Annotated in this window: 23 protein-coding genes; 12 read left to right on the top strand and 11 right to left on the bottom strand. The window is 70.9% G+C overall.

Going from position 1 to position 24,291, the window contains the following annotated elements:
* Nucleotides 1–167: 167 nt before the first annotated feature.
* The gene (gene mihF, locus IG98_RS0110680; RefSeq protein ID WP_030909252.1) at nucleotides 168–476 is read right to left on the bottom strand and encodes an integration host factor, actinobacterial type; all 309 of its coding nucleotides are present in this window, start codon (nucleotides 474–476) and stop codon (nucleotides 168–170) included.
* Nucleotides 477–639: 163 nt separating this feature from the next.
* Between mihF and IG98_RS50355 the strand changes: the two genes are divergently transcribed.
* Nucleotides 640–813 (top strand): hypothetical protein, encoded by a 174-nt coding sequence (locus IG98_RS50355; protein ID WP_157594266.1) that lies wholly within the window; start codon nucleotides 640–642, stop codon nucleotides 811–813.
* 361 nt (nucleotides 814–1,174) lie between these two features.
* Complete coding sequence (locus IG98_RS0110665) at nucleotides 1,175–1,462, top strand: HU family DNA-binding protein (protein WP_030909250.1); 288 nt, start codon at nucleotides 1,175–1,177, stop codon at nucleotides 1,460–1,462.
* 109 nt (nucleotides 1,463–1,571) lie between these two features.
* Here IG98_RS0110665 and IG98_RS0110660 read toward each other — a convergent pair whose 3' ends face one another.
* The 3 genes from IG98_RS0110660 to IG98_RS0110650 all read right to left on the bottom strand — a co-directional run bounded on the left by IG98_RS0110660 (nucleotide 1,572) and on the right by IG98_RS0110650 (nucleotide 5,416).
* The gene (locus IG98_RS0110660; RefSeq protein WP_030909249.1) at nucleotides 1,572–2,387 is read right to left on the bottom strand and encodes an ABC transporter ATP-binding protein; all 816 of its coding nucleotides are present in this window, start codon (nucleotides 2,385–2,387) and stop codon (nucleotides 1,572–1,574) included.
* 83 nt (nucleotides 2,388–2,470) lie between these two features.
* Nucleotides 2,471–4,054, bottom strand: a complete 1,584-nt coding sequence (locus IG98_RS46755) for a serine/threonine-protein kinase (RefSeq protein ID WP_051751954.1) — start codon at nucleotides 4,052–4,054, stop codon at nucleotides 2,471–2,473.
* A 258-nt stretch (nucleotides 4,055–4,312) separates the two neighbouring features.
* A complete protein-coding gene (locus IG98_RS0110650) occupies nucleotides 4,313–5,416 on the bottom strand; it encodes an alpha/beta hydrolase fold domain-containing protein (RefSeq protein ID WP_063766186.1) in 1,104 nt (367 codons plus the stop codon).
* An 87-nt stretch (nucleotides 5,417–5,503) separates the two neighbouring features.
* On the opposite strand from IG98_RS0110650, the gene IG98_RS0110645 reads away from it, so the two are divergent.
* Genes IG98_RS0110645 through IG98_RS0110635 form a run of 3 tightly spaced genes read left to right on the top strand, consistent with a single transcriptional unit; the run spans nucleotide 5,504 to nucleotide 8,050 of the window.
* Complete coding sequence (locus tag IG98_RS0110645; protein WP_342666804.1) at nucleotides 5,504–6,475, top strand: ABC transporter permease; 972 nt, start codon at nucleotides 5,504–5,506, stop codon at nucleotides 6,473–6,475.
* A 36-nt stretch (nucleotides 6,476–6,511) separates the two neighbouring features.
* Nucleotides 6,512–7,297, top strand: a complete 786-nt coding sequence (locus tag IG98_RS0110640) for an ABC transporter permease (protein WP_030909230.1) — start codon at nucleotides 6,512–6,514, stop codon at nucleotides 7,295–7,297.
* Nucleotides 7,298–7,300: 3 nt separating this feature from the next.
* Nucleotides 7,301–8,050: an ABC transporter ATP-binding protein gene (locus IG98_RS0110635; RefSeq protein WP_030909227.1), complete on the top strand. Its 750-nt coding sequence runs from the start codon at nucleotides 7,301–7,303 to the stop codon at nucleotides 8,048–8,050.
* Between the two features lie 13 nt (nucleotides 8,051–8,063).
* On the opposite strand, the gene IG98_RS0110630 is transcribed toward IG98_RS0110635, so the two are convergent.
* On the bottom strand, nucleotides 8,064–8,537 hold the full coding sequence (locus IG98_RS0110630) for a hypothetical protein (RefSeq protein ID WP_030909224.1): 474 nt from the start codon (nucleotides 8,535–8,537) through the stop codon (nucleotides 8,064–8,066).
* Between the two features lie 104 nt (nucleotides 8,538–8,641).
* Here IG98_RS0110630 and IG98_RS0110625 point away from each other — a divergent pair, with 104 nt between their 5' ends.
* Nucleotides 8,642–9,190, top strand: coding sequence for a hypothetical protein (locus IG98_RS0110625; protein ID WP_030909221.1), 549 nt, complete (start codon nucleotides 8,642–8,644; stop codon nucleotides 9,188–9,190).
* 41 nt (nucleotides 9,191–9,231) lie between these two features.
* Nucleotides 9,232–9,975, top strand: coding sequence for a YcnI family copper-binding membrane protein (locus IG98_RS0110620; RefSeq protein WP_030909218.1), 744 nt, complete (start codon nucleotides 9,232–9,234; stop codon nucleotides 9,973–9,975).
* A 183-nt stretch (nucleotides 9,976–10,158) separates the two neighbouring features.
* Here the strand turns inward: IG98_RS0110620 and IG98_RS0110615 are convergent, their stop codons facing one another.
* The 3 genes from IG98_RS0110615 to IG98_RS0110605 are packed head-to-tail and all read right to left on the bottom strand — an operon-like array spanning nucleotide 10,159 to nucleotide 13,284.
* Nucleotides 10,159–11,136 (bottom strand): ABC transporter permease, encoded by a 978-nt coding sequence (locus IG98_RS0110615; RefSeq protein WP_084195251.1) that lies wholly within the window; start codon nucleotides 11,134–11,136, stop codon nucleotides 10,159–10,161.
* Nucleotides 11,123–12,151 carry an ABC transporter ATP-binding protein gene (locus IG98_RS0110610; protein WP_084195250.1) on the bottom strand — a complete coding sequence of 343 codons (1,029 nt, stop codon included), beginning with the start codon at nucleotides 12,149–12,151 and terminating at the stop codon, nucleotides 11,123–11,125. The genes IG98_RS0110615 and IG98_RS0110610 overlap by 14 nt, the downstream gene beginning before the upstream one ends.
* Entirely contained in the window at nucleotides 12,148–13,284 is a 1,137-nt protein-coding gene (locus IG98_RS0110605) for a LolA family protein (protein ID WP_169750100.1), read from the bottom strand. The genes IG98_RS0110610 and IG98_RS0110605 overlap by 4 nt, the downstream gene beginning before the upstream one ends.
* A gap of 193 nt (nucleotides 13,285–13,477) precedes the next feature.
* Here IG98_RS0110605 and IG98_RS0110600 point away from each other — a divergent pair, with 193 nt between their 5' ends.
* The 4 genes from IG98_RS0110600 (at nucleotide 13,478) to IG98_RS0110585 (ending at nucleotide 17,852) form a co-directional block, all read left to right on the top strand.
* Complete coding sequence (locus tag IG98_RS0110600) at nucleotides 13,478–14,152, top strand: response regulator transcription factor (protein WP_030909203.1); 675 nt, start codon at nucleotides 13,478–13,480, stop codon at nucleotides 14,150–14,152.
* On the top strand, nucleotides 14,142–15,602 hold the full coding sequence (locus tag IG98_RS0110595; RefSeq protein WP_245651486.1) for a sensor histidine kinase: 1,461 nt from the start codon (nucleotides 14,142–14,144) through the stop codon (nucleotides 15,600–15,602). Before IG98_RS0110600 ends, IG98_RS0110595 begins: the two co-directional genes overlap by 11 nt.
* A gap of 59 nt (nucleotides 15,603–15,661) precedes the next feature.
* Entirely contained in the window at nucleotides 15,662–16,300 is a 639-nt protein-coding gene (locus IG98_RS0110590; RefSeq protein ID WP_030909197.1) for a TetR/AcrR family transcriptional regulator, read from the top strand.
* Nucleotides 16,301–16,433: 133 nt separating this feature from the next.
* On the top strand, nucleotides 16,434–17,852 hold the full coding sequence (locus IG98_RS0110585; protein ID WP_030909194.1) for a pyridoxal phosphate-dependent decarboxylase family protein: 1,419 nt from the start codon (nucleotides 16,434–16,436) through the stop codon (nucleotides 17,850–17,852).
* Between the two features lie 10 nt (nucleotides 17,853–17,862).
* Here the strand turns inward: IG98_RS0110585 and folP are convergent, their stop codons facing one another.
* The gene (folP, locus tag IG98_RS0110580) at nucleotides 17,863–18,696 is read right to left on the bottom strand and encodes a dihydropteroate synthase (protein WP_030909192.1); all 834 of its coding nucleotides are present in this window, start codon (nucleotides 18,694–18,696) and stop codon (nucleotides 17,863–17,865) included.
* 87 nt (nucleotides 18,697–18,783) lie between these two features.
* On the bottom strand, nucleotides 18,784–19,653 hold the full coding sequence (locus tag IG98_RS0110575) for a LysR family transcriptional regulator (RefSeq protein WP_030909189.1): 870 nt from the start codon (nucleotides 19,651–19,653) through the stop codon (nucleotides 18,784–18,786).
* A 726-nt stretch (nucleotides 19,654–20,379) separates the two neighbouring features.
* Between IG98_RS0110575 and IG98_RS0110570 the strand changes: the two genes are divergently transcribed.
* Nucleotides 20,380–22,065, top strand: a complete 1,686-nt coding sequence (locus IG98_RS0110570) for an LCP family protein (RefSeq protein WP_245651485.1) — start codon at nucleotides 20,380–20,382, stop codon at nucleotides 22,063–22,065.
* 103 nt (nucleotides 22,066–22,168) lie between these two features.
* Here the strand turns inward: IG98_RS0110570 and IG98_RS0110565 are convergent, their stop codons facing one another.
* Nucleotides 22,169–24,223, bottom strand: coding sequence for a spermine/spermidine synthase domain-containing protein (locus IG98_RS0110565; protein ID WP_030909182.1), 2,055 nt, complete (start codon nucleotides 24,221–24,223; stop codon nucleotides 22,169–22,171).
* Nucleotides 24,224–24,291: the final 68 nt, after the last annotated feature.

The following is a 24,291-nucleotide window of genomic DNA, read 5'->3' as shown; positions in this document are numbered from 1 at the left end:
ACGACTTCCGGGGCATGGAACGGTTCCCCGGGCGAGCGCGATGACCAGGTCGTCGGCCGAGGCCCCGCCGTACGGATCTTCCCCTAATCCGTGCGGCGGGGCCTTCCCGTACCCGTCCCGCGCTCCGCGGCGCGCCCCAGGCGCGACCACGCGGGCGGGCGAGTGCCTCAGCGGCCGACGGCCTCGATGAGCTTGCGGCGCTGCTGGGCGCCGAGACCGCCCAGCCGGCGTGCCTCGTCCACGTCGGCCTGCGCCATCAGCTGCGCGGCCTTGACCGTTCCGACTCCGGGCAGCGCCCGAAGAGCCTGAGAGACCTTGATGCGCTTGGCGATGTCGTCCTCGCGGCCAAGCAGCTGCTCCAGGCTCAGAGCACCGTTCTTGACCTCGGTGAGAAGCTTGGCGCGGGCCGTACGGGTCTCGGCGGCCTTGACCAGGGCGGCCTGACGCTGTTCGGGGGTGAGCTTGGGCAAAGCCATGGTGTTTTCTCCCTGATGACGGTAATTCCAGCGTCCTGTTACCCAAAGCGACTGGGTTAATCATCGGAGAGCCTACGGATAGATCCACAGGACCCGTACTGTGCATCACGATATGCCCGTTTGGTTACCCCGCCCTTACCCGACCCTCCGTAGCCTCGGGCTCATGGGTATCTGGCGAAGCCCTCAGGGCATAGAGGTTGAGGCCGTCGTGGTTCACGACGGCCCCCGTCTGCTGGTCACCCGCCGGATCGACGGGCGGCGGGTTCTCGTGGCGTACTGCATGGACATCCGCGAGGTCGGAGAGCACGTCGACCTGGCGGAGCTCGTCCCCGCGTAGGCGAACGCCCAGGGTCGAACCACGACCGAGTCCAGTTCGGTACGGCTGTCAACTTCTGCGACCACTGGGGCGTCAGACTGTTCAGGGAGGCTCGATGGATGTTCTGGTCGGCCTCGTTGACGAAGATCTCCGCCTGGAGCTCATCCTCGTCGAGGCACTGCACACCGAGGCGGAACGGCTGGCCGCCCAGCCCGACCGCTGAACGGGGGCGGGTGCCCGTCCCACGAACCGGGCGGGCCCCGCCCCACCGGCGACCGATGGAGGACGGGACTCGATTCCTCGGGCGGGGATGGCGTTAACTTTCTCCTTGACCTCCTCCCCACGGCTTGAGGCCCGGGGTCTCCACGCTCAAGGAGATGTGATGAACAAGCGCGAGCTGATCGAGAAGGCCGCCGCCGAGGCCGGGCTCACCCGACGGCAGACGGCCGCGGCTCTCGATGCGATCCTGGGGACGATCCAGACCGCGGTGGCGGCCGAGGACAAGGTGGCGATCCCCGGGTTCGGATCCTTCGAGATCGTCCACAAACCCGCACGGACCGGACGCAACCCGCAGACCGGCGAGCCATTGGAGATCGCGGAGACCTGGACGGCGAAGTTCAAGCCCAGCCCGGGGTTCATGGGCCTGATCCGCCAGCGCAAGAAGGACTGACCATTCCGGTCCCCCGGGCGCGGCCATTCGAACAGCTCACCACCGCAGACCGCCCGGCCCCTTCACCTCCGCCGCCTCCGCCGAGGTGGACGGGGCGGCGGCGCGACCTTCAGCCGCGTACCGCGCGGGCGGACCATCGGCCGTCGAGGTGGTCGACGCGCAGCGGCCGCCCGAAGCACTCCGAGAGGTTCTCCGCGGTCAGGATCTCCGCCACCGGACCACCCGCCTGGATCCGGGCGTCGCGCATCAGCAGGGCGTGGGTCGTGGTGGCCGGGACCTCCTCCAGGTGGTGGGTGACGGTGACCGTGGTCAGCACCGGGCGGGTCGTCGCCAGGTCCTCCACCGCGGTGATCAGGTCCTCTCGGGCGGGCAGGTCGAGTCCGGCGAACGGCTCGTCCAGCAGCAGGATCACCGGCTCGGCCATCAGGGCTCTGGCGACACGGACACGAGCCCGCTCGCCCTGGGAGCAGACGCGAAAGGGCCGGTCGGCGAGGTCCTTGCAGCCCATGTCCGCCAGCAGGCGGTGGGCGCGCTCGTGCTCGGCGGGTCCGTAGCGGTCCCAGAGCGGGACGCTGGACCCGGTGTAGCCGGTCAGGACCACGGTGTGCGCGGTGGCCCCCTCCTCCTCCAGCAGTTCCTCGTCGACGAGCCGCTGGCTGGCCGCGACGAGGCCGAGGTGGCGGCGCAACTCCCGCAGGTCGACCCGGCCCAGCCGCTGGCCGAGCACGGTGACGGTCCCCTCGGTGGGATGCCGGACGGCGGCGGCCAGCGACAACAGCGTGGTCTTGCCGGCCCCGTTGGGGCCCAGCACCACCCAGTGCTCTCCGTACCCGACCCGCCAGCCGATGCCGTCCAGCAGGGTCCGGCCGACCACCCGGACCCCGACACCGCTCAGCTCCACCGCACCGGGCACAGGCTCGCCCATCGGTCTCCCCCTCCGCCTCGATTCGCGGCGCTCACTTTAACCGATCCAGCGATATTTCCCGGCAAATCATCTGAACAGGTCATTCAGCCCATCTGTATGGAAGGAGTGGGCACGGGGGTGATGGTCGTCCCCGAGGGAGCCGGAGCGGTGGGCGTCGGAGACGGGCTCTCCCCGTCACCGGTCTGCGGGATCTGGGTGAAGGAGGGCTTGGGGCTGCTGGAGGCCGTCGGGCAGTCCCTGTTCCTCCCCCTGCCCTTCGCGGTCGCGTCCGCGCAGTCCTGCCGGTCGTCACCGTCGTCGGGCGAGCCGCCCGAGCCCCGCGGACGCTCCGGCACCGGCTCCTCACGGCCGTTGTGGCCGTCGTGGCCGTCGTGGCCGGTGATGGGCAACGAGACAGTCCTGGTGGTGGTGATCTGGATCGTGGAGGGAGTGGCCGGAAGGACTGCCCGTGGCCTGCCCGCGGGCGGCCGGGCCCCACCGCGGAAGACCGAACCGGAGGGCGTGCCGTCGGCGGGCAGGACCAGCGGCGCCGGCTCGGGCATGCCCGAGCCGGCGCCGGAACCGATCCCGCCTCCACCGGCCGCGGCGGCCACGGTGACCGCCGCCATGGAGACCGTGGCCAGCGCCGCGAAGCCGGCCTGCGACAGGTGCGCCCCCCTGCCCGGCCTGGTCCTGCGCGAAGCCCTGGCGGGGACCTCCACCGAAACCGAGGGCTCGTCGTGGAACGAGGGCGGCGTCGCGAGCCGCACCCTCCCCGCTCCCGGCGCGTGGGGCACCGGGGTCCAGATCTCCGCCAGCACCTCCGCGACCGCCTCACGCAGGTCCCACGGGTCGCCCACACCACCCGCGGCGAGCAGCGCGCCGAGCAGGTCCGCGGCCCCCGGCCGGTCAGCGGGGTCCTTGGCCAGAGAGGCCTCGACGGCCGGGCGCAGCAGCGCGGGCACCGAGGCCACCCTCGGCTGCTCGACCATGATGCGCCGGGTCAGTACGTCCGCCTCACCCGTGCCGAAGGGATGGTGGCCGCCGGCCGCGTAGGCCACCAGGCAGCCCCACGCGAAGACGTCGGAGGCGGGCAGCGCGAGCCCGCCGGTGAGCCGCTCCGGGGCGACCCAGCCGGGACTGCCCATGACCTGCCCCGCCTGCGTGTGCGCGGCGAGAACGTCGATGTCCCTGGCGATACCGAAGTCGATCACCCGCGGACCGGTGTCCGACAACAGCACGTTGCCCGGTTTCAGATCTCGGTGGACCAGCCCGGCCTCGTGCACCGCGACCAGAGCGGCGGCCACCCCCAGGGCGACCCCGTAGGCCAGGTCGGGGGTGAGCGGGCCGTGCGTGGAGACCACCTGGGAGAGCGCGGGGCCCGGAACGTACTCCGACACCAGGTAGGGGCGGTCCTTGTCCGTGCCGTCCTCGATGACGGCGGCGGTACAGAAAGGCACCACTCTCCGGGAGAATCTCACTTCCTCGGCGAAACGGGCGCGGAGCGTGGCATCGTTGAGGTGCATCGGGTGCGGAGTCTTGATCGCCACCACCCCGCCCTGCGGGTGCTCGGCCAGATAGACGATGCCCATGCCGCCCGTGCCGAGGCGGCCGAGCAGAAGGTAACGGCCGATGATGACCGGGTCCCCGACGGTCAGCGGCCGCACACCGGTCGGCATGCCGCTCATGGGACCTGTTCCCCCACGTGCCATCCTCATTGAGCCTCTCGTGCGCGGGCTACGGCAAGCACACTGTGACGGGATTCGAGCGCCCTTCGCTGCCGACAGGCCAGAAGGGATATGAGAGGTAAGGCGAATGATCCCCGAGGGTAAGGAATCCGTGGTGTGCGGGATGCCTTTGAGCCTGGACGGGACGGCGTGACCAGCGGGAAGGACCCGCCCCACATCGGGAACCCGGACCGCGGCGGGTCCGCCACCTCCGCGCGCTCAGACCGCCGCGGAACCGGACTGCGCGGGCGGGGTCCCGAGAGCGGAGGCGTCCTCGGCGGGAAGGCCCGACACGGAGAGATCCGCGGCCAGGAGGTCCTGGGCGGCGAAGCCCTGGTCGGGGACGTCCTGGGCGAGCAGGTCCCGCGCGGAGACCTCGCCGACGGGCAGGAGGTCCTGCGCGGCGGCGAGGAAGCGGGCGATGTGCGAGTAGACCTTGCGGGCCTCGGGGACGACGTCGGCGAGGATGGCGAAGACGTGCGGCATACGAGGCCACTCCTCGTACATGACCGGCACCCCGGCCGCGCGGGCCCGCTCGGCCACCCGGCGGCCCTCGTCGCGCAGGACCTCGGTGGAGCCGGTGACGACCATCAGCGGCGGCAGACCGGTGTAGTCGCCGAGGACCGGGGAGAGCAGGGGGTCATGGGGGTCGAGACCGGCCGTCCAGCGGCGGGCGAGCCAGTCGACGCGGCCGGCCGGGATCATCGGATCGAGCATCCGGTTGACCCTGCGGGGCGTACCGGTGAGATCCGTCCACGGCGACAGGCACACGGCGGCGGCCGGCAGCGGCATGCCCTGGTCGCGAAGCGCCAGCAGCGTGGCCAGGGTGAGGTGGCCGCCGGCCGAGTCCCCGCCGAAGACGATGTCGGCGGGGTCGTAATCCTGCTCCAGGAGGCACCGGTAGGCGGCGATCGCGTCCGCGAGCGCCTCGGCCGGCCTGTGGACCGGCCCCTGGCGGTAGTCGACCGCCAGTACCGGTCGCCGGGCCGCGTCCGACAGGCGCCAGGTGATCGACCGGTGGGTGACCGGGGAGCAGGCGAAGTAGCCCCCGCCGTGGAAGTAGAGCAGGACCTTGCGCTCGTCGAGTTCCTCGCCCGCGCGGACCCACTCCCCCGGACACGGCCCGGCCTCGTCGGGTGTCACACGCACGTGGACGGGCAGACGGAGCGGAACCCTGCCCGCCAGAGCCAGGATGCGCGAGGCCGCGACGAAACCGATGTCGGTTCTCAACAGCAGCTGGGAGGCGGGTTTGAAGGTGCCGCGCATGATCGCGTTGAGGGTCGCGGCCTGCCAGCTGAAGGGGTAGGCCGGACTGACGTCCATATTTATCTCATAGCGCATGGGGGACCTCCGCAAAAGGACATTCCCCTCAGAACATGCTTCTATGGGCGATTGTACATATCGACCAGATTGCAGCTATGTATCGCAACGGTATACAGCGCGCCGGGGACACGACCGAATCCAGGTGGCATCCCGGGAAAGCCCGATCGCCGACCGGGCCGCCACGCGCCCGCCCGACACCGAAAATACGGTTGCCCTCGCCCCGGCCACCCAGCAGGATGGCAGGGCCGTTCTGACGCCCACCGGGAGGCAGCCTTCCTGCTCTACGCGCGTATCGCCGGATACGGCTTCCGCCGCCATTCCACCTACCGCGCCGCCGCCGTCGCCGGGGCCTTCACCAATACCGTCTTCGGCATCCTCCGCGCCTACGTCCTGATCGCCCTCTGGCAGGCCCGCCCCGGCCTCGCCGGGTACGACCTCGCCGACGCCGTCACCTTCTGCTTCCTCAGCCAGGCATTCATCGGTCCCATGCAGGTCTTCGGCGGCGGCCTGGAGCTCTCCGAACGTGTGCGCAGCGGAGACGTGGCCCTGGACCTGGTCCGCCCCGCCTCCCTGCAGATGTGGAGCCTCGCCGACGACCTCGGCCGGGCCGCGTACCTCCTCCTGCTGCGCAGCCTGCCGCCGACGGCCGTCGGCGCCGCACTGTTCGGCCTCGTCGCACCGGCCGGCCCGGCGGCCTGCCTCTCCTTCGCAGCCGGCCTCGTCCTGGGAGTGGTCGTCAGCTTCGCCCTGCGCTACCTGGTGGCGCTGTCCGCCTGCTGGATGGTCGACGACCGGGGCGTGCAGTCGCTGTCACTGGTGACAACGCTCTTCTTCAGTGGCATGGTCCTGCCGCTGAACCTCTTCCCCGGCTGGCTCGGCACCCTGGCCGAGGCACTCCCGTGGTCGGCCATGGTGCAGGTACCCGCCGACCTCTATCTCGGCAAGCGAGACGCCCTGGAAGCCCTGGGGTTCCAGCTCGCCTGGGCGGTGGCACTACTGGCCCTGGGAGCCCTGGCCACCGGCGCCGCCCGCAGGAAGGTGGTGATCCAGGGTGGTTGACGACACGCGGAGGACCGCCGGGACGAGCGGCCGACGATGAGGACGTACCTCCTGCTGGCCTGGACCTGGCTGAGAGCCTCGGCACAGTACCCGGGGCCGCTGATCATGATGATGCTGGGCTCGTTCGCGGTCAACGCGCTGGACGTGGCGGCGATCTTGGTGATCTTCGAGCACACCGGGTCGCTGGGCGGCTTCGGCCTGGCCGAGGTGATGTTCCTGTACGGCACCTCCGGCCTGTCCTTCGCCCTGGCCGACATGCTCTTCGGCAACGTCGACCGGCTCAGCCAGCACATCAGGAGCGGCAGCTTCGACACCATGCTGATCCGCCCGGCGAGCGCCTTCACCCAGATGGCCGTCGACCGCTTCAGCGTGCACCGCTTCGGCAGGACGGCACAGGCCGCCGTCGTGCTCGCCCTGGCCCTGCCCCAGCTCGGCCTCGCCTGGAGCAGGGTCTGGATGATCCCGCTGATGGTCCTGTGCGGGATCGTCATCTTCGCCTCGGTCTTCACCCTCGGCGGCGCCATGCAGTTCCTGCTGACCAACGCCCCCGAGGTGGCCAACGCCTTCACCTACGGCGGCAGCACCCTCACCCAGTACCCGCTGAGCGTCTACGGCTCCGAACTCGTCAAGGGCGTCACCTTCGTCGTGCCGCTGGCGTTCGTGAACTGGCAGCCCGCGCTGTTCGTGCTCGACCGCGAGGACCCCTTCGGCCTGCCGTACTGGCTCCGTTTCGCCTCGCCTCCGGCGGCCGTCGCCCTGGCCGCCGTCGCCGCCCTCGCCTGGCGGGCGGGCATCCGCCGCTACCGCTCGACGGGAAGTTGACACATGATCGAACTCGACCGGGTCGGCCGCTCGTTCACCGTGGGCCGCCGCAGGGCCAAAAAGACCGTACACGCCGTACGGGATCTGTCGTTCAGGGTGGAGGCCGGGGAGTTCGTCGGCTACCTCGGCCCCAACGGCGCGGGAAAGTCCACGACCATCAAGATGCTCACCGGCATCCTGGCGCCGACCTCCGGCAGCATCCGGGTGGCCGGGCTCGATCCGACGCGCCGCCGCACCGTGCTGGCACGCAGGATCGGAGTGGTGTTCGGTCAGCGGACGACCCTGTGGTGGGACCTGCCGCTGCGGGACAGTTTCGAGCTGATCCGACACCTTTACAAAGTAGATCAGAAAGATTTCCGGCGGCGACTGACCGAGCTGACCGAACTCCTCGGCCTCGCCGGCTTCCTGGGCACTCCGGTCCGCCAGCTCAGCCTCGGCCAGCGCATGCGCGGCGACGTCACCGCCGCGCTCCTGCACGACCCCGCCGTGCTGGTGCTCGACGAGCCCACGATCGGCCTGGACGTGGTCAGCAAGGCCGCCATGCGCGACTTCCTGCTCCGTCTCAACGCCGAGCGCGGCACCACCGTCCTGCTCACCACCCACGACCTGGGCGACATCGAGAAGCTCTGCCGTCGCGTCATGCTGATCGACCACGGCAGCCTGGCCTTCGACGGCACCCTCGACGACCTGCGCGCCACCGCCCCCGGGGAGGCCTCCATGGAGGACGTGGTCGCCCGCCTCTACTCCGCCTGATCCCCCTGAAAGCTCAGCGGTAGTCCTGCTCGCCGGACTCCTCGTACTCCTCCTCGTCCCGGAACCGCGGGGCCCAGCGGGAGGGCATCAGCACCGGCAGGAACAGCAGGATGCCGAGAAGGGCGTAGACACCGGTGGTCAGCAGCAGGCCCATGCCCCGCCCCGCCTGCAGGAGCAGCCGGTGGAAGGTGGGGTCGTCGGGAACCAGGCCCATGGCGCGGCGGACGTCCAGGGTGTAGACCACGGTCCAGGCCAGCAGCACCATCGACGGGACGAAGGTGGCCAGCGGGGAGGCGCGGCCGACGACCACCAGGCCGACCAGGAGTCCGATGGCGGCCATCACCCCGAGGGCGATCCAGATCTTCGGGCCGCTCTCCGCGGGAAGGGGCACCAGGCCCACCCCCGCCTCCTGCACCGCCCAACCGGCACCGAAGAGCAGCAACGCCGTCACAACCAACCCGACAAGCACCCCAAAAACGTGCCGCATCCCTACCACCTCGGATTGAAGGATCTGTCAGGATCGCGGCAACCATAGCGACAAAAAACTTAAAACGGCAGACACCTCAGCGCCGTGAGAACATATGGGGCACCATGCGCGCCCGCCTCCCACTACGCCTCATGCGGGCGGCCGCCTTCTCGGCCGTCTGCGTGACGCTCGCCGTCCTCGGCCACGTGGTCGCGGGCGGTTCAGGACCGCAGCCGTGGGCGGTGGCGGGCGGCGGAGCCGCGGTCATGGCGGTGAGCGTGCTGCTCGCCGGGCGCGAGCGGTCCACCGTGGCGATCAGCACCGTGCTGTCCGTCCTGCAACTGTCCCTGCACGAGTTGTTCCTCCTCGGTGACGCCACCGGGATTCCAGCGGCCCCGCACCCGCACGTCAGGGGGCTGGGAGAGAGTCTCGGCATGCTCATCGCGCACCTCACCGCGACACTGGTCACCGGATGGTGGCTGGCCCGCGGCGAGACCGCCCTGTGGGCGCTGCTCCGCTCGGCCCGGCACCGCCTCGGCGCGATGTTCCGGCTGCTGCGGCTCCCGGCCGTGGCCGCGCCGCGTTCCGCCCGCACCCCGGTCGCGCCCGTCTTCGCGCGCGCCGTTCTCCGTCACTCCCTCAGCCGGCGCGGCCCTCCACTCCCCGCCGCCTGACCCGCCCCCGAGATCCTGAAGTCCCGAAGTGGAGAACCCCCATGCCGCTTTCCCATGTCCGCCGTCTGGCCACCGTCACCGCCGGTGTCACCGCCCTCACCCTCGGTCTCGCCCTGCCCGTCCTCGCGCACGTCACCATCAATCCCAACAGCGCCCAGCAGGGCGGCTTCACCAAGGTCGCCTTCCGGGTCCCGAACGAGCGTGACGACGCCTCCACGAACAAGCTGGAGGTGACCTTCCCCGTCGACCACCCGCTGGCGTTCGTCTCGGTCAAGCCGGTACCCGGCTGGAAGGTCAAGGTGATCGAGGGCAAGCTGCCCAAGCCGGTCACCACCGAGTACGGCGAGCTCACCGAGGCGGTCACGAAGGTCGTCTGGTCGGGCGGAAAGATCGAGCCCGGCCAGTTCCAGGAGTTCGAGGTGTCCATGGGCAAGCTGCCCACCGACACCGACCAGCTCATCTTCCCCACCACCCAGACCTACACCGGTGGCGAGGTCGTCAAGTGGGCGGACGAGCCCAAGACCGACGGTTCCGAGGCCGAGCGGCCGGCCCCGGTGCTGAAGCTCACCCCCGCCTCCGCCGAGGGTGACGGTCACGGCGCCGCCGCCTCCACGACGCCGTCGGCCGCGACCGCGCCGGCCGCGCCGTCGGTGGCCCCCGCCGCCTCCGCGGCCGAGGGCTCGGACGGAACCGCCCGCCTGCTCGGCGGGGCCGGCCTGCTGCTCGGGCTCGTCGGAACCGTGGTCGGCGCCCTCGGCCTGCGCCGGGGCGGCCGCGCCTCCTGATTCCGCGAGACGGCCCCGGAAAGGACCTTTCCGGGGCCGTCTCGCGTTCGGGCGCCGGAGCAGGCCCGAGGCGGAGCCGGCCTTCCCCGCCGGCTGACGCGCGGTGTGGCCGGCGGCGAGCCGGGCCCGGGGCGGTGACCGCGAGGCCGCCGCCCCTTCGAGCGCGCCCGCCGGAACCGGAGTTCAGGCGGTGATGTCCTTGCCGGTGAAGCGGGCCCAGGCGATGGAGCAGAAGACCGCGGCGTAGGCGGCGAAGACCAGCAGGCCCTGCCCCATGTCGCCGATGGCCACCGGGTCCCTTAGCACACCGTCGAAGCCGCTCCACCACTCGGTGAGCAGGTACGGCTGGAGCACGGACAGCTGCGGAACGGCTCGCAGGACCTGGGCCGCGATGACGATGACCACGGTCGAGGCGATGGCTCCGACGGACACCTCGGTCAGGGTCGACAGGGCCAGCGCGACGGCGCCCAGGGCCGCCATGCCGGCGGTGACGTACAACACGACGACGCCGATCCGCAGCACCCCGTCAAGGAAGGGGATCGTCCCTCCCGACAGCAGCGTGATCGGGCCCGCCGGGAACAGCAGCAGGCCGACCAGGAGCGCGGACAGCGCCACCGCGGTGACGGCGGCCAGGCAGAAGACGACCACGCATGCGTACTTGACCGCCAGCAGGCGGGTCCGGCCCGCCGGGGCCGCGAGCAGGTAGCGCAACGTGCCGATGCCCGCCTCCCCCGCGATCGAGTCCCCGGCGACGACCGCGACGCAGACCGGCAGCATCAACTGCACCAGTAGCGAAAGCGCGGCGAAGGTGAGGAACAGCCCGTTCCCGGTGATCCGCTCGAAGATCATCGGAGCGCCGGTCCCGTCCCCACCGGTCCCGGCGAACATCCGCAGCGCGATGCCGATCAGCACCGGGATCACGGTGAGCACCCCGAGCATGGCGAGGTTTCTGGGCCGCCGGAACGTCAGGCCGACCTCCGAGCCGAGCAGCCGCAGCCACGCCCTGGGGGCGCTCACCGCCCTCGGCGGGGGAATCGGGCGCCCACCGGCGGCCTGACCCGCCGTCATGGCCTGGTCCCTGCCCCGGGCCGGGTCGTGGTCAGGGACGGCACGTGTGGCCTTCTCGGTGGACACGGCTTCCTTTCCGCTAACCGTCGACATCGAATCCCTCCCCGGTCAGGCCCACGAACACGTCCTCAAGAGTGGGTCGCTGGACGGCCAGGCCGCGGACGGCGACGCCACCGGTGACCAGGGCGGCGCATACCCGCTCCGGCAGGCCGGCTCCCAGCGCCGCGCTGACGTCGCCGTCACCGAGACGGATCTCCGGCAGGCCGAGCCCGGCGAGCACCGCCGCCGCCTCCTCGACGTCGGGGGTCTCCACCCGGATCCTGACCGTCTCCGATGCCCGCAGGTCGGCGATGGGACCCTGCGCGACCAGCCGTCCGGTCCGCATGACCGCGACATGGGAGCACATCTGCTCCACCTCGGCCAGCAGGTGGGAGGAGACGAAGACGGTGGTCCCCTCGGCGGCGATCTCCTTGACCAGGCCGCGCACCTCGCGGGTGCCCTGCGGGTCCAGCCCGTTGGTCGGCTCGTCGAGGATCAGCAGTTCCCTGGGGCCGAGCAGGGTGGCGGCGATGGCCAGCCGCTGGCGCATACCGAGCGAGTAGGCCCGGTAGCGCTTGCCCGCCGCGGCGGCCAGGCCGACCCGTTCCAGCGCGAGCCCGATCCTGGTCGAGACGGTGCGCGGGTCGGCCGACGGGTCGGCGGCGTCGTAGCGACGCAGGTTCGCCTCGCCCGACAGGTAGGGGTAGAAGGCCGGCCCCTCGACCAGCGCTCCCACCCTCGACAGCACGCCGCCCACCCCGCCGGGCATCGGCGTGCCGAGCAGCCGCCACTCGCCCGCCGTCGGCGCCACCAGGCCGAGCAGCATGCGGATGGTGGTGGTCTTGCCCGAGCCGTTGGGGCCCAGGAAGCCGAACACCGACCCGCTGGGCACGGCGAGGTCGAGGGCGTCCACGGCCACCTGCCCGCTCCCGAACCGCTTGGTCAGCCCGCTGGTGACGATGGAGAGCTCCGCGCCGGGCACCTCTCGCCGGGAACCGCCCCCCGGACCCCCGACGCGGGATCCGGGGACGTCCGCCGCGAGCCCGGCGTCTGTCGGCGTCCGACTCATTTCCGACCGGCCGCCTCGGACAGTTTCTCCGGGGTGACGGCACCGACCAGCAGGCGGCCGTCGTCGGTCAGCAGCGCGGAGACCAGCTTGGTCTGGATGACCTTGCCGCTGCCCCAGGTCCCACTGATCGGCTTGGCCGACTTCAGCAGGGCGTCGCCGATCGCGCCGATGCCCGCTCCCGAGGATCCCTCGCCCTGTCCCTGGCCGGTGAGTTCCTGCTCGGAGACGGGGATCACCGCGACCGTGGTCCAGCCCTCGCCGACGGTGCCGACCTCGCTCTTGAGCTTCTCCGCGTCTTCGAAGCCCTCGCCCCGCTCCGGTCGCCGCTCCTTGAGGAGCTCGGCGAGCGACGTCTCCTCGACCTTGGCGCCCGTGGGCGGGGTGAAGGTGAAGTTCTCCGCGGCGGGCGGGGAGAAGGTGACCGAGGTGAAGCCGACCTCGAAGGCGGGCTCGGCCGCGCTCCGGGCGTAGACCTGGACCCGCAGGGGGACCAGGGTCTCCCCGTCCAGCGCCAGCTTGACCTCCTTGACCAGGGAGGAGGGGTCCTTGGGCGCGAACGCGAGCTGGTAGGCCGCGCGGTCGGCGACCTTCTCGGTGTTGCTCACGCTGACCACTGTGTCGGCACCGACCCGCCGCAGCAACTGCTGGGCGAGCTGCTGCGGCGTGGTCGCCGTGGGCAGCGCCTCGTGGGCGCGGGCCGCCTCCTCGCCCCGCTCCCCGCTCCCGGCCTTGACCCGGGTGGCCCTGTTCTCGTCGCTCTGCCACAGCCAGACCTGGTCGCCGTTGGTGATCAGGTCGGTCTCGCTCATCCGGCCGGGGAGGGCGAAGCGCACCTTGTCCGCCCCTCCGTACCAGACCTTGAGCTCGTGCGAGCCCGAGAGCAGGGCGACGGGCGAGGATCCGCCCATGCCCGGCACCTCCGGCAGTCCCGGCAGCCCGAGTGAGGCGGTCTGCATGACGGTGCCCGACATGGGTTTCAACCCGGCCCGGCCGGCCTGGGCCGCGCTCGCGAGCAGTTGCTCGGCGGTACGCTCGGGCAGGGCGGGGTCTCCCTGGACGGCGGCGATGACCGGCCCGGCTCCGATGGCTCCGGCGATCACCGCGATCGCGGCGGCCGGCACGGCCCACCTCACCGTGCGTCCACGTCTCGCTCGTATCGACATCTCATTCCTCCACGCTATGCCGTCGGTGCCTGTTGACAGCAGCCTGCGGGACGACTCCTGTGCCGAGGCTGAGACAGACTGAGAGGGCTCACAGGATTCTCAGCCGCCTCTCAGGCCGGGTGGTCGAGGATGGGGGCGTCCAAGGTGAGAGAAGGGGTGGATCATGCGGGTTCTCGTCGTGGAGGACGAGCGGCGGATGGCCGCGGCCCTGCGGCGGGGGTTGCAGGCCGAGGGGTTCGTGGTCGACCTCGCGCACGACGGGGAGGACGGCCTCCACCAGGCCAGGCACGGCGAGTACGACGTGGTGGTGCTGGACATCATGTTGCCCAGGATCTCCGGCTACAACGTCTGCAAGCAGCTGCGGGCGGAGGAGAACTGGGTGCCGATCCTGATGCTGTCGGCCAAGGACGGCGAGTACGACATGGCCGACGGGCTCGACCTCGGCGCCGACGACTACCTGACCAAGCCGTTCTCGTACGTGGTGCTGGTGGCCAGGCTGAGGGCGCTGCTACGGCGTGGCGCGCACCGGCGCCCGTCCGTGCTGAGGGCCGGGGACCTGGCACTGGATCCGGCGCGGCGGCGCGTCACCAGGGGCGAGACGCCGGTGGAGCTGACGCCCAGGGAGTTCGCGCTGCTGGAGTTCCTGATCCGTCACCACGACGAGGTGGTCTCCAAGACGGAGATCCTGGAGCACGTCTGGGACACCTTCGACACCGACCCCAACGTGGTCGAGGTCTACGTCGGCTACCTACGGCGCAAGATCGACGTGCCGTTCTCCAGGAACGCGCTGCAGACGGTGCGGGGAGCGGGATACCGGCTGGCCGGCGATGGCGGCTGACGTGACGGCCGACATGGCGGCTGATCCCGCGCCCCGGCCCCGCCAGGCTCCCCCGGCCGAACCGCCTCCGGCGACCGGCGCGACACCGGGGGGAAGGCGTCGCGCGGTCGGCCTGTGGCGGCGTCGGAGCCTGCGCTTCCGGCTGACCGCGGTCGCCTCGGCCGTGCTGGCGGTGGCACTCGTGGTCTCGGCGTACGTGATGATCGGCGTGCTCCGCAACGCGCTACTGGGCACCATCGACGACTCGATCTACCAGCGGGCCAGGGAGACGGTCTCGCTGGCCGACGCCGAGCGGCTGCCCAACGAGATGACCTCGCCGGACGGCACGCTCCTGCAGGTGATCGACGGCGCGGGGCGGATCACCCACACCACCGCCGGCACCGACAGGCTGGTGCCGCTGCTGAACGCCGCCGGCCGGGCCGAGGCGATCGGCGCGGCCGAGGCGCGTTTCCTGGACGGGAAGCCGTACGGCATCCCGCACGTGCTGCGAGTGCGGGTGCTCAGCGCCGACCGGGGAAGGACGGTGATCGCGGCGCGCCCCTTCAGCGAGGTGCAGACCAGCATCTCCACGGCCGGGCACGTACTGCTCGTCGGCACACCGCTGCTGCTGGTCCTGCTCGCCGGGGTCAGCTGGGTGATCATCGGCGGGACCCTGCGGCCGATCACGGCACTGCGCCGGGGCGCGGAGGAGATCACCGACACCGCTCGCTCCCATCGCCTGCCGGTGCCCGAGGCGCGCGACGAGGTGCACAGCCTCGCCACCACGCTGAACGCGATGCTGGCCCGGCTGGAAAAGGCGGACATCCGGCAGCGGGCCCTGGTCTCGGACGCGGCCCACGAGCTGCGCAGCCCGCTGGCGAGCATCCGGCTCCAGCTGGAGGTGGCACTCGGCCATCCCGGAGGGCAGGACTGGCAGGAGACGGCCGAGGGCGTGCTGGAGGACACCATGCGCCTGTCCCGGCTGGCCGAGGACCTGCTCGCGCTGGCCCGCCTGGACGAGCGCGGCGGCACACCGGCGCGCAGGGAGCCGGTGGAGCTGGACCAGCTGGTCCAGCAGACCGTCGAGCGGTACGGCCAGGCCGTCACCGTGCGGATCGGCGACGGCCCGACGGTGACGACGGGGGACGCGCTGGATCTGGGACGGGTGCTGGTCAACCTGGTCGACAACGCGCTGCGGCACACCCGCACCGTTGTGCTGGTCGAGTTGCGGGACGAGGGAGCCGACGCCGTGCTGACCGTCACCGACGACGGGCCCGGCATTCCCGAGTTCGACCGGGAGCGGGTGTTCGACCGGTTCACCCGGCTGGACAGCGCGCGCAGCCGCGACGAGGGCGGGGCCGGTCTCGGCCTGGCGATCGTGCGCGAGACGGTGCACGCCCACGGCGGCGCGGTCCACCTGGAGGACGCCTCACCGGGTCTGCGGGCGGTCGTACGACTTCCGCTATCTTGACCAAGGATTGTCAATCACCTCCTTGGTCAGGTGATCGATCAGGATCTAACGTCGCATTCATGACTTCCGGTGGCGGCAGCGGGCGAGAGCCGATCCTGCGGGTCGCGACCAGCCTGTTCGCCGCCCTGGGATACGACAGCACGACCACCAGCCAGATCGCCGAGGCCGCCGGGCTGAGCGTCGAGGCCCTCACCGAGGAGTTCGGCGGCAAGCGGGAGCTCTATCTGGAGATCATGGAGCGCACGTACCAGGCCGAGCGGGCGTCGCTGGAGAAGGCGCTGACCGGCGCCCCCACCACGACCCCCGAGCAGACGGCACTGCTGGTCCACCGGATCGTCGACCACTACCTCGACTTCTGCCTGGCCCATCCGGAGTTCCCCTCCCTGTGGATACACAGGGCGCTGTCGGACGCCAGCGACCTCACCGAGCTGGAACGGAGATACATCCGGCCACAGATCTCCTACGTCCACAGCGTGATCACCCCCAGCGTCGAGGCGAGGCACCTCGGCCCCGACGTCGACCTGGAGTACGTCTTCTGGTCGATGGTCTGGTCCGTGCACGGCTTCTGCCAGGGCGGGGTGCTCGACGAGAACGGCGACCGTCGGGGCCCCGAGGACCCCGCCGCGCTGCGGCGGTTCCGTATCCACCTGCACCGGATGATCCACCGTGCCGCCGCCCTGCCCGGCCCACCTCCCTGACGCCTTTTGGCCCGCCCAGGGGGCGGGAGCGCGGGGCCAGGATCCGTATGATCCTGGGATATCCCCTGCGGCCTCTGCGGGCCGCGTCCCTTCCGGCACGCGAGCCGTGCGAGCCGTCCCCCCGAGGAGACCGATGAGCCTGCCTGACAAGGGCCGCAGCACCGAGGAACTGCTCGCCGAGATCACCCGCCTCAAGCGGGACGACCTGCCGGTGCGCGGCGGCAAGGTGACCGCCTACGTCTACGACACCGGGCGCCCCGAGGTGCACGAGGCCGCCGCCAGGGCCTACTTCGAGATGCTCGAGGTCAACACCCTCGATCCGACGGCGTTCCCCAGCGTCGTGGAGATGGAGAAGCAGGTCGTCGGCGCGGTCGCCGAGCTGCTCGGCGGGGGTTGCGGCATCTTCACCAGCGGCGGCACCGAATCGATCATGCTGGCGGTGAAGGCGGCCCGGGACTCCGCGAAGACCGAGGGCCGCCCCCGGATGGCGGTCCCGGTGACCGCGCACCCGGCCTTCCACAAGGCCGCGCACTACCTGGGGCTCGTGCTGGACGCGGTGCCGGTGGACCCGGTGACCTTCCGGGCCTCCCCCGCGGCCGTCGAGGCCGCGATCAGCGAGGACACCGTCCTGGTGGTCGCCTCGGCTCCGTCCTACCCCCAGGGGGTGATCGACCCGATCTCCGAGATAGCCGCGATCGCCGCCGCGCGCGGCGTGCCGTGTCACGTGGACGCCTGCGTGGGCGGGTGGCTGCTGCCCTGGCTGCGCGAGGCCGGGGCGAGTGTTCCGCCCTTCGACCTGTCGGTCCCCGGGGTCACGTCGCTCTCGTGCGACCTGCACAAGTTCGGCTACTCCCCCAAGGGCGCGTCGGTCGTGCTGTTCGCCGATCCGGCGCTGCGGCGCCGGGCGTACTTCGCCTCGGCGTCGTGGCCCGGCTACACAGTGATCAACGCCACGGTGCAGAGCTCGAAGTCCGCCGGCCCGCTGGGCGGCGCGTGGGCCACCTTCCAGGCCCTGGGTAGGGAGGGCTACCTGGAACTCGGCCGCACCACCCTGGCGGCGGCCCGCACGCTCCGCGAGGGCATCGCGAAGATCCCGGGGCTGCGGGTGCTCGGCGACCCCGAGTCCGCACTGATCGCCTTCGGCTCGGACGAGGTGGACGTGTTCGTGCTGTCCGACGAGGCCAGGAAGCGGGGGTGGTTCCTGCAGCCGCAGCTGTCGTACGCGGGTATCCCGGCCAACATCCACATCACGGTGACCGGGGTGACCCTGCGGGGTGTCGAGGCGATGCTGGAGGTGATCGCGGAGGCGGCGGAGGCGGCCCGCGGGCGCGGCCCCGCGCGGTTGCCCGAGGGGCTGGTGGAACTGATCGCGGAACTGGACCTGGACACACTGGACGACGAGACCTTCGGCGAGCTGGCGGCCTCGGTCGGGGTGGATCTGGGCGGCTCCGGCCAGCCGGAGATGGCCGTGGTCAACGCCGTCCTGGACGCCCTTCCCGCCGACCGCCGGGAGGCGGTCCTGATCCGCTTCCTGTCGGTCATCTACTCCTAGCGCGGCGGCGTCATCGCCGGAGCCTGGCGACGGTCGCCAGGGCGGCGCGGGCGGACGCGGCGTCGTGGACCCGGAACACCCGGGCGCCCTGCCAGGCGGAGACCGCCAGCGTGGCCATGGTTCCCGCGTGGCGCTCGTCCACCGGGAGCCCGCCGAGGGTCTCACCGACGAAGTCCTTGTTGGAGACCGCGACGAGCACCGGCCAGCCGGTGGCGACCATCTCGTCCAGGCGGCGGCTGATCTCCAGGGAGTGCCAGGTGTTCTTGCCGAAGTCGTGCGCCGGGTCGATGAGGATCGACTCCCTGGACACTCCCGCGGCGACGGCGCGTTCGGCGAGGTCGACGGTGTAGCCGATGACGTCGGCGACCACGTCGGCGTAGGCGACGCGGTGCGGGCGGGTGCGGGGGGCGACCCGTCCCGCGTGCGCGCAGACCAGGCCGATGCCGTGCCTGGCCGCGACGGAGGCCAGGTTGGGGTCGACCCCGCCCCAGGTGTCGTTGAGCAGGTCGGCGCCCGCCTCCGCGACGACCTCGCCGACCTCCGCACGCCAGGTGTCGACGCTGATGACGAGCCGGGGGTGGCGCCGCCTGACCTCGGCGACCAGATCGGCCACCCTGCGGATCTCCTCCGCGGGGTCGACCTCGTCACCGGGACCCGCCTTGACGCCGCCGATGTCGACGATGTCCGCGCCGCCGGCGACGGCACCGTCCACCGCCTCCAGGGCCGCCGCGAAACCGTAGGTCCTTCCCCGGTCGAAGAAGGAGTCGGGGGTGCGGTTGACCACCGCCATGATCGCGAACTCACCGGGCCGGAACTCACGGCCTCGCAGGTGCAGAGTAGTCATCGAGACCGAGCCTATAGCCCGGTGTCGGAGAGGACGGCGCTCCCACCTGCGCCGCCTCTGGGGGAAACTGACGAGCCTCAGGGCTCCTTACGCGGCCGACCCACTTTCGGCCACGGACAGGAACTCCTGGGCGATGGCGGGCAGCCGCCGTCGCGCGTGAACGATGGCGATCACCCGGCGGACCGAGGGATCGAGGGTGCGGACCACGAGTCCGGCGCGGGCGGCCTGCTCGGCCATCCCCCGGTACCAGAGCATCGAGGCCGTACCCGAACGGACGGTGCTCAGCCAGTTGCCGCGCTCGTCGAGCTGCGTCGCCACCACGGGGGCCACACCGTGTTTGGCGAAGAGCGCGTCGAACTCCCTGCGCCGGGAGCTGCCGGGAACCGGCAGCACCAGACGCATGCCGTTGAGTCTCCTCACCGGCACCGGGTCGGGCAGGTCCACGCCGGGCGGGGAGATCAGCACGATCTCCTGGCGCTCCAGCGGGTGGCTGACCAGATCGGTGGGGACGGGCAGGTCCGTCAGGCCGAGGTCGGCCCGCTGGTCCCTGATGGCGCTCACCACGCCGTCCCGCCCGTCACAGCGGACAATCTGAATGCGTACCCCGGGATGTTCCGCGGTGTACGCGGGGAGAAGGCGTCCGGCCAGCCCCGGTTCGAGACTGGGTATCGAGGCGATGCGGAGCTCCGCCTCGGAGGTGTGGCCGTGCGTGGACAGTGCCTCGATCTCGCGAACGGCATCGAGTGCCTCCCTGGCCAGCTTGACCACCCGGCGCCCCTGTGCCGTGACGACCACGCCACGTCCGGAACGCGCGAACAATGTCATACCGAGCTCTCGTTCCAGATCCCTGATCGCACGGGAGAGCGCGGGTTGTGCGATGTACAGCGATCTGGCCGCGTCGGTCATGGTGCGATGCTCCGCCGTCGCGACCACATAGCGGAGCTGCTGCAGATTCATGCCTCGAAGCTAGGTCACGAGCCCCGGATCGGTCCGGCACATCGCGGAGATCACCTCGGCTGATTTCGGAATGTAATCGAACGCAGCGACATCCGTGACGGATGATAAATCAGTATGCTTACGCCCCAAATTCGGCAAAGGTCCCGGCGTGTAGCGCACACCGGGAGCCTGGGTTCGCGGGGAGACAGCTTGACAGCCGGTGGACGACACCCTCCGCCACGGGGACGAGCGACCCGCGAGGGCTGCTCAGGGCCGCCCTCGGCCTGCACCGCACCGGCCCGGGGAGCCCCCCGCCCCACCTCCCGACACCCCCGTGACCACGGCTTTCCGGCGGGCGACGCCCGGTGTCCGCATCGGTCAAGAGAAGGGCGGGGCATGGCGGTGCGATATCCGGCCGGTACCGACCCCGTACTGGCGTCATAGGTTAAGAGGCCATTTACCGTAGATTGGTCATCTGTCTGTCATGTCCAGGTATGGGGACTAGAATCCTGGCAAATTCCGTTCAATCGGGGAGCCTTGGCTGTTTTGCCAGGTGGACCGGGGCAAAACGTAGTAGGAAGCGGTGTGACGATGCGCCTTGGGCAAGACTCGGGGGATCTCGCCGGCGAAAGCGGGAAACGGCGCACCCGGCGCCGCGGCGGGGGTTCCGGTGCGAACCACGGCGGCGCGCAGGGTCCGGCCGAAACGCAGCCTCCCTCTCCCCCTCCCACGCCCCAGGTCCACAACGTGTCCGACGGTGCCCAGAGCGCCCCCGATGGGGGGGGAACGCCTCCCCCGCAGGCTCAGCCTGGCACTCAACCCGGCACGCAGGGCCTCTCCGACGGGCAGGAGACGCTTCCTCCACAGGGCGCGCACGACGGGCAGGGGAGGCCCCTCTCGCACACCGGGACGGGTCCGGGGCCCGCCGGACCGTCCCGCCCGGCCGGGGGACAGCCCCGCTTCGCCAGGCCGCTGACGGTCGGCGCGCTCATCGGCTGGACCGCGCTGTCGGTGATCCTCCCCGGTGCGGCGCACCTGCGGTCGGGACGCCGCCGCGCCGGATACATTCTGCTAACGATCTTCGGTGCGTTGCTGCTCGCCCTCCTGGTCGGCGCGCTCATCCTCGGCGGCGAAGGAAACGCGGGCTTCCTCGCCCGGGACAACACGCTGATGACCGGGGCGGTCCTGGCCATCGCCGGGGCGATCGCCTGGTTCCTGCTGGTGCTCTTCTCCTACATCTCCCTGGGACCGCAAAGACTCAGCGGCCGGGGACAGATCGTGTCGGGCATCGCGGTGGGCGTGCTGTGCGTGTCGGTGATGGCGCCGTTCGCGCTGACCGCGAGCACCGTGCTGACCCTCAAGGAGGCGGCCAACACCATCTTCGAGAGCAACGCGGGCAATCCCACCGCCGCCCCCGTCAAGCACGAGGACCCGTGGGGCGGGCGCGATCGGGTGAACTTCCTGCTCATCGGCGGCGACGGGGCCGGGAACCGGGAAGGTGTGCGGACCGACAGCATGAACGTGGCCAGCGTGCACGTCGCGACCGGCAACACCGCCATGTTCAGCCTTCCCCGTAACCTCCAGCACGTCCGCTTCACACCGGGCACCCCGCTCGCCAAGCAGTTCCCCAACGGCTTCATGCGCGAGTTGCCGAACGGCGGCCTGCTCAACGAGGTCTGGCAGTACGCCGAGGACCACCCCGAGGTCGTGCCCGGCAAGAAGACGGGACAGCGAGGCCCCGCGGCGCTCATGGACGCCATCGGCTACACGCTCAACCTGAAGATCGACTACTACGCCCTGGTGAACATGTACGGCTTCGCCCACCTGGTCGACGCCATCGGCGGCCTGAAGATCAAGGTGGAGCGCGACGTCCCGTGGGGCGGCCTCTACGGCACCGCAGGGACCATCAAGGCCGGATACCAGAAACTCTCCGGCGAGGAGGCGCTCTGGTACGGGCGCTCCCGCGTCGGCAGTGACGACTTCTCCCGGATGGCCCGCCAGCGCTGCGTCATCGGCGCCTTCGCCCAGCAGGCCACCCCCTCGGTGGTGCTCACCAACTTCGCCAAGATCGCAGGTGTGGCCAAGAAGTCCGCCAAGACCGACATTCCTCGCGAGTTGCTTGAGCACATCACCGAACTGGGGCTGAAGGTCAAGGACGCCAGGATCGTCAGCCTCCAGTTCGTGCCGCCGGAGTTCTACACCGGCTCGCCGGACTGGCAGAAGATCCGCGCCGCGACCGCCAGGACACTGCGCCAGTCGGTGCGGCCCGCCCGCCGCCCCCAGGCCGCGGGGGTGACCGCCTCCCCCGGCGCGAGCGGCGCGACGCCCACCGCCACGCCCAAGCCCTCCAGGAGCACGACGGTCCAGCCGAGCCAGACCCCCACCCAGAACGGTAAGTCCGCCCAGTCGCTGGACGAGGCCTGCGGGTTCTGACCGGTCCAGCGACCACCCCGCGCGACCGGCCCGTCCTCCTCCGAGAGGAGGACGGGCCACACTTCTTTCTCGAATCCGTGCCCGCCGAGGCCGTGTCCCCGGTTCAACCGGCCCCGACGGTCCTGGCGGTCCTGGGCAGCAGGGCGAAGGCGCCGAGATAGATCAGGCCCGCCACGATCAGCAGTGCCTGGTAGCCGATGACCAGCGCCAGATACTCCAGGCAGCCACCGACCATCGCGCCCAGCAGGTTGGCGCCGAAGGACACGGTGGCATCGGCGGAGTCGGCGAAGCGCTTGGCGAACACCACGTTGGCCGCGAAGATCGGCAGGAACGCCACGACCACGGCGACCACCGCGCGCAGCGGCAGCGGCAGGCCCAGCAGCCAGGAGTTGGGCACCAGCCAGGCCAGGACCAGCCCGGCGAGCAGCACACCGTACATCACCGGCAGGGACGGCACCCTGAAGCGGCGGGTCACCTCCACCGCGGCGAGCACGGCGATCAGCACCCCGCCGAACACGATCGCGTTCACCACCCAGGTGGTGCCGAACAGCAGCGCGAACCCGGTGACGCTCTTGGTCTCCAGCAGCAGGAACGCCACGCCGAGCAGGAAGAGGTCGGCGTACGGGCGCATCCGGCGGTACGGACCGGCGACGGCGCGGACGGCGAGCAGGCTGACGAGGAGGATCAATCCGAGGGTGATGAGGTAGATCTGCGGGATCGTCCGGTCCTTCAGGTAGAGGAAAGGCCGGTCGTCACCGCTCGGTGGCGGGGTGTCGGCGGTCGCTCCCGCCCATTCGGTGCCGCACGCCTGCGCCTCGGTGGTGAGGCCCGCGGTGATCACCGCCTGCTGGCCGGTCTCGCTGACGATGTCGACGCAGGGCTTGTGGCCGAAGGCGGCCTGCATGGTCGCGCCGAGACGGTCGACCAGCCAGGTCTCGCGGTAGTAGTTGTACATCGAGAAGGCCCCGCCCGGCTTGAGATGGTCCCTGGCCGCCTCCATCGCCTGCTGGGTGAACAGGTAGCTCTCCAGCCGCAGCGAACTCGCCCCGGAGACCAGGGTGAGCGAGTCGGGCAGCGCGAAGAGGATCAGGTCGTACTTGCCGGAGGTCCTCTCCAGGAAGGCGCGGCCGTCGGTGACGTGGGTGGTGACCCGGGGATCGTCGTAGGGCCTGTCCGGGTGGTGGGAACGGCCGAGTTCCAACAGCTTGGGGTCGATCTCCACGGCGTCCACGCGCTTGGCGCCCTTGGACAGCGCGATCGACACGTCGGTGCCGCTGCCCGCGCCCACGATCAGCACGTCGTCCAGCCTGCCGGAGGCGGCCCGCTCGTACGGCAGGGCGTACTGGCGCTCCCACTCCAGGCGGCTTTTCGCCGGGGTGGCCTGCTGGTGCGGGATGCCGTTGACCTTGATGTCCATCAGCGGCACGTCGTTCCAGTAACCGCGCACGTAGGTCACCTTGTAGTAGGGCGACCACAGCGCCCCCGCCGTCAGCGTCTCCGTCGCGAGGGCACCGACGATGACCAGCGACGGGACCAGCAGCGCCACGCGGGCCCAGACCCTGCGGGGCCAGAGCAGCACCGCGTAGGCGATCGCGGCGATCGTCCCCCACACCACCGGAGGCGCGCTGAGGAACGACAGCGCGGTGAACAGCCCGATGCCGCTGAGGCTGCCGATCAGGTCGTAGCGGTAGGCCTCCAGCCGTTCGAGTTCGGGGAAGCACCGTCCGACCAGCTCGGCCGGGCCCATCAGCACGATCGCCGCCGCGGCGAAGATCACTGGCAGGATCAGCCAGGGCGGCGGGCCGCTGGCGCTCAGGCTCGTCCAGTACAGGACACCCTCGGTCTGGCGGTCCACGGTCACCGGGAAGAGCAGCACGACCAGGACCAGGACCGCCAGCACGATCGGCGAGTAGTAGGGCTGCCGGGTGCTGCGCCCCACACGCAGGAAGCCAAGCCCGATACCGAGGAAGGACCCCAGCAGGACAAAGTTGGTGAAGTAACTCAGATGAACGATGTTCGACCCGGTCCACCGGATCAGGGCCAGTTCCAGGAAGAGCATGAAACCACTGGCCACGATCAGCCTGGGACGGGTACCCAGCCAGTGCGTGTGCCGGACATCGGAATGGGAGGTTGGCGTCGTCTCCGCCGCTGCGGTCATGCCGTCCAACGCTAGTGACCGGCACCCGCTCAGGGAAGGAAATCCACCCTCGCCATTTGCGCCGGTTA

The organism is Streptosporangium amethystogenes, assembly GCF_000721075.1.
GTDB classification, from domain to species: domain Bacteria; phylum Actinomycetota; class Actinomycetes; order Streptosporangiales; family Streptosporangiaceae; genus Streptosporangium; species Streptosporangium amethystogenes.
Note: the sequence above shows the minus strand (reverse complement) of the source record. Positions and strands in the feature narration are given on the sequence as shown.

Excerpts from the sequence above, each read along its gene's own strand:
- mihF (WP_030909252.1), bottom strand. The coding sequence starts at position 476 with ATGGCTTTGCCCAAGCTCACCCCCGAACAGCGTCAGGCCGCCCTGGTC.
- IG98_RS50355 (WP_157594266.1), top strand. The coding sequence starts at position 640 with ATGGGTATCTGGCGAAGCCCTCAGGGCATAGAGGTTGAGGCCGTCGTG.
- IG98_RS0110665 (WP_030909250.1), top strand. The coding sequence starts at position 1,175 with ATGAACAAGCGCGAGCTGATCGAGAAGGCCGCCGCCGAGGCCGGGCTC.
- IG98_RS0110660 (WP_030909249.1), bottom strand. The coding sequence starts at position 2,387 with ATGGGCGAGCCTGTGCCCGGTGCGGTGGAGCTGAGCGGTGTCGGGGTC.
- IG98_RS46755 (WP_051751954.1), bottom strand. The coding sequence starts at position 4,054 with ATGAGCGGCATGCCGACCGGTGTGCGGCCGCTGACCGTCGGGGACCCG.
- IG98_RS0110650 (WP_063766186.1), bottom strand. The coding sequence starts at position 5,416 with ATGGACGTCAGTCCGGCCTACCCCTTCAGCTGGCAGGCCGCGACCCTC.
- IG98_RS0110640 (WP_030909230.1), top strand. The coding sequence starts at position 6,512 with ATGAGGACGTACCTCCTGCTGGCCTGGACCTGGCTGAGAGCCTCGGCA.
- IG98_RS0110635 (WP_030909227.1), top strand. The coding sequence starts at position 7,301 with ATGATCGAACTCGACCGGGTCGGCCGCTCGTTCACCGTGGGCCGCCGC.
- IG98_RS0110630 (WP_030909224.1), bottom strand. The coding sequence starts at position 8,537 with ATGCGGCACGTTTTTGGGGTGCTTGTCGGGTTGGTTGTGACGGCGTTG.
- IG98_RS0110625 (WP_030909221.1), top strand. The coding sequence starts at position 8,642 with ATGCGCGCCCGCCTCCCACTACGCCTCATGCGGGCGGCCGCCTTCTCG.
- IG98_RS0110620 (WP_030909218.1), top strand. The coding sequence starts at position 9,232 with ATGCCGCTTTCCCATGTCCGCCGTCTGGCCACCGTCACCGCCGGTGTC.
- IG98_RS0110615 (WP_084195251.1), bottom strand. The coding sequence starts at position 11,136 with ATGTCGACGGTTAGCGGAAAGGAAGCCGTGTCCACCGAGAAGGCCACA.
- IG98_RS0110610 (WP_084195250.1), bottom strand. The coding sequence starts at position 12,151 with ATGAGTCGGACGCCGACAGACGCCGGGCTCGCGGCGGACGTCCCCGGA.
- IG98_RS0110600 (WP_030909203.1), top strand. The coding sequence starts at position 13,478 with ATGCGGGTTCTCGTCGTGGAGGACGAGCGGCGGATGGCCGCGGCCCTG.
- IG98_RS0110595 (WP_245651486.1), top strand. The coding sequence starts at position 14,142 with ATGGCGGCTGACGTGACGGCCGACATGGCGGCTGATCCCGCGCCCCGG.
- IG98_RS0110590 (WP_030909197.1), top strand. The coding sequence starts at position 15,662 with ATGACTTCCGGTGGCGGCAGCGGGCGAGAGCCGATCCTGCGGGTCGCG.
- IG98_RS0110585 (WP_030909194.1), top strand. The coding sequence starts at position 16,434 with ATGAGCCTGCCTGACAAGGGCCGCAGCACCGAGGAACTGCTCGCCGAG.
- folP (WP_030909192.1), bottom strand. The coding sequence starts at position 18,696 with ATGACTACTCTGCACCTGCGAGGCCGTGAGTTCCGGCCCGGTGAGTTC.
- IG98_RS0110575 (WP_030909189.1), bottom strand. The coding sequence starts at position 19,653 with ATGAATCTGCAGCAGCTCCGCTATGTGGTCGCGACGGCGGAGCATCGC.
- IG98_RS0110565 (WP_030909182.1), bottom strand. The coding sequence starts at position 24,223 with ATGACCGCAGCGGCGGAGACGACGCCAACCTCCCATTCCGATGTCCGG.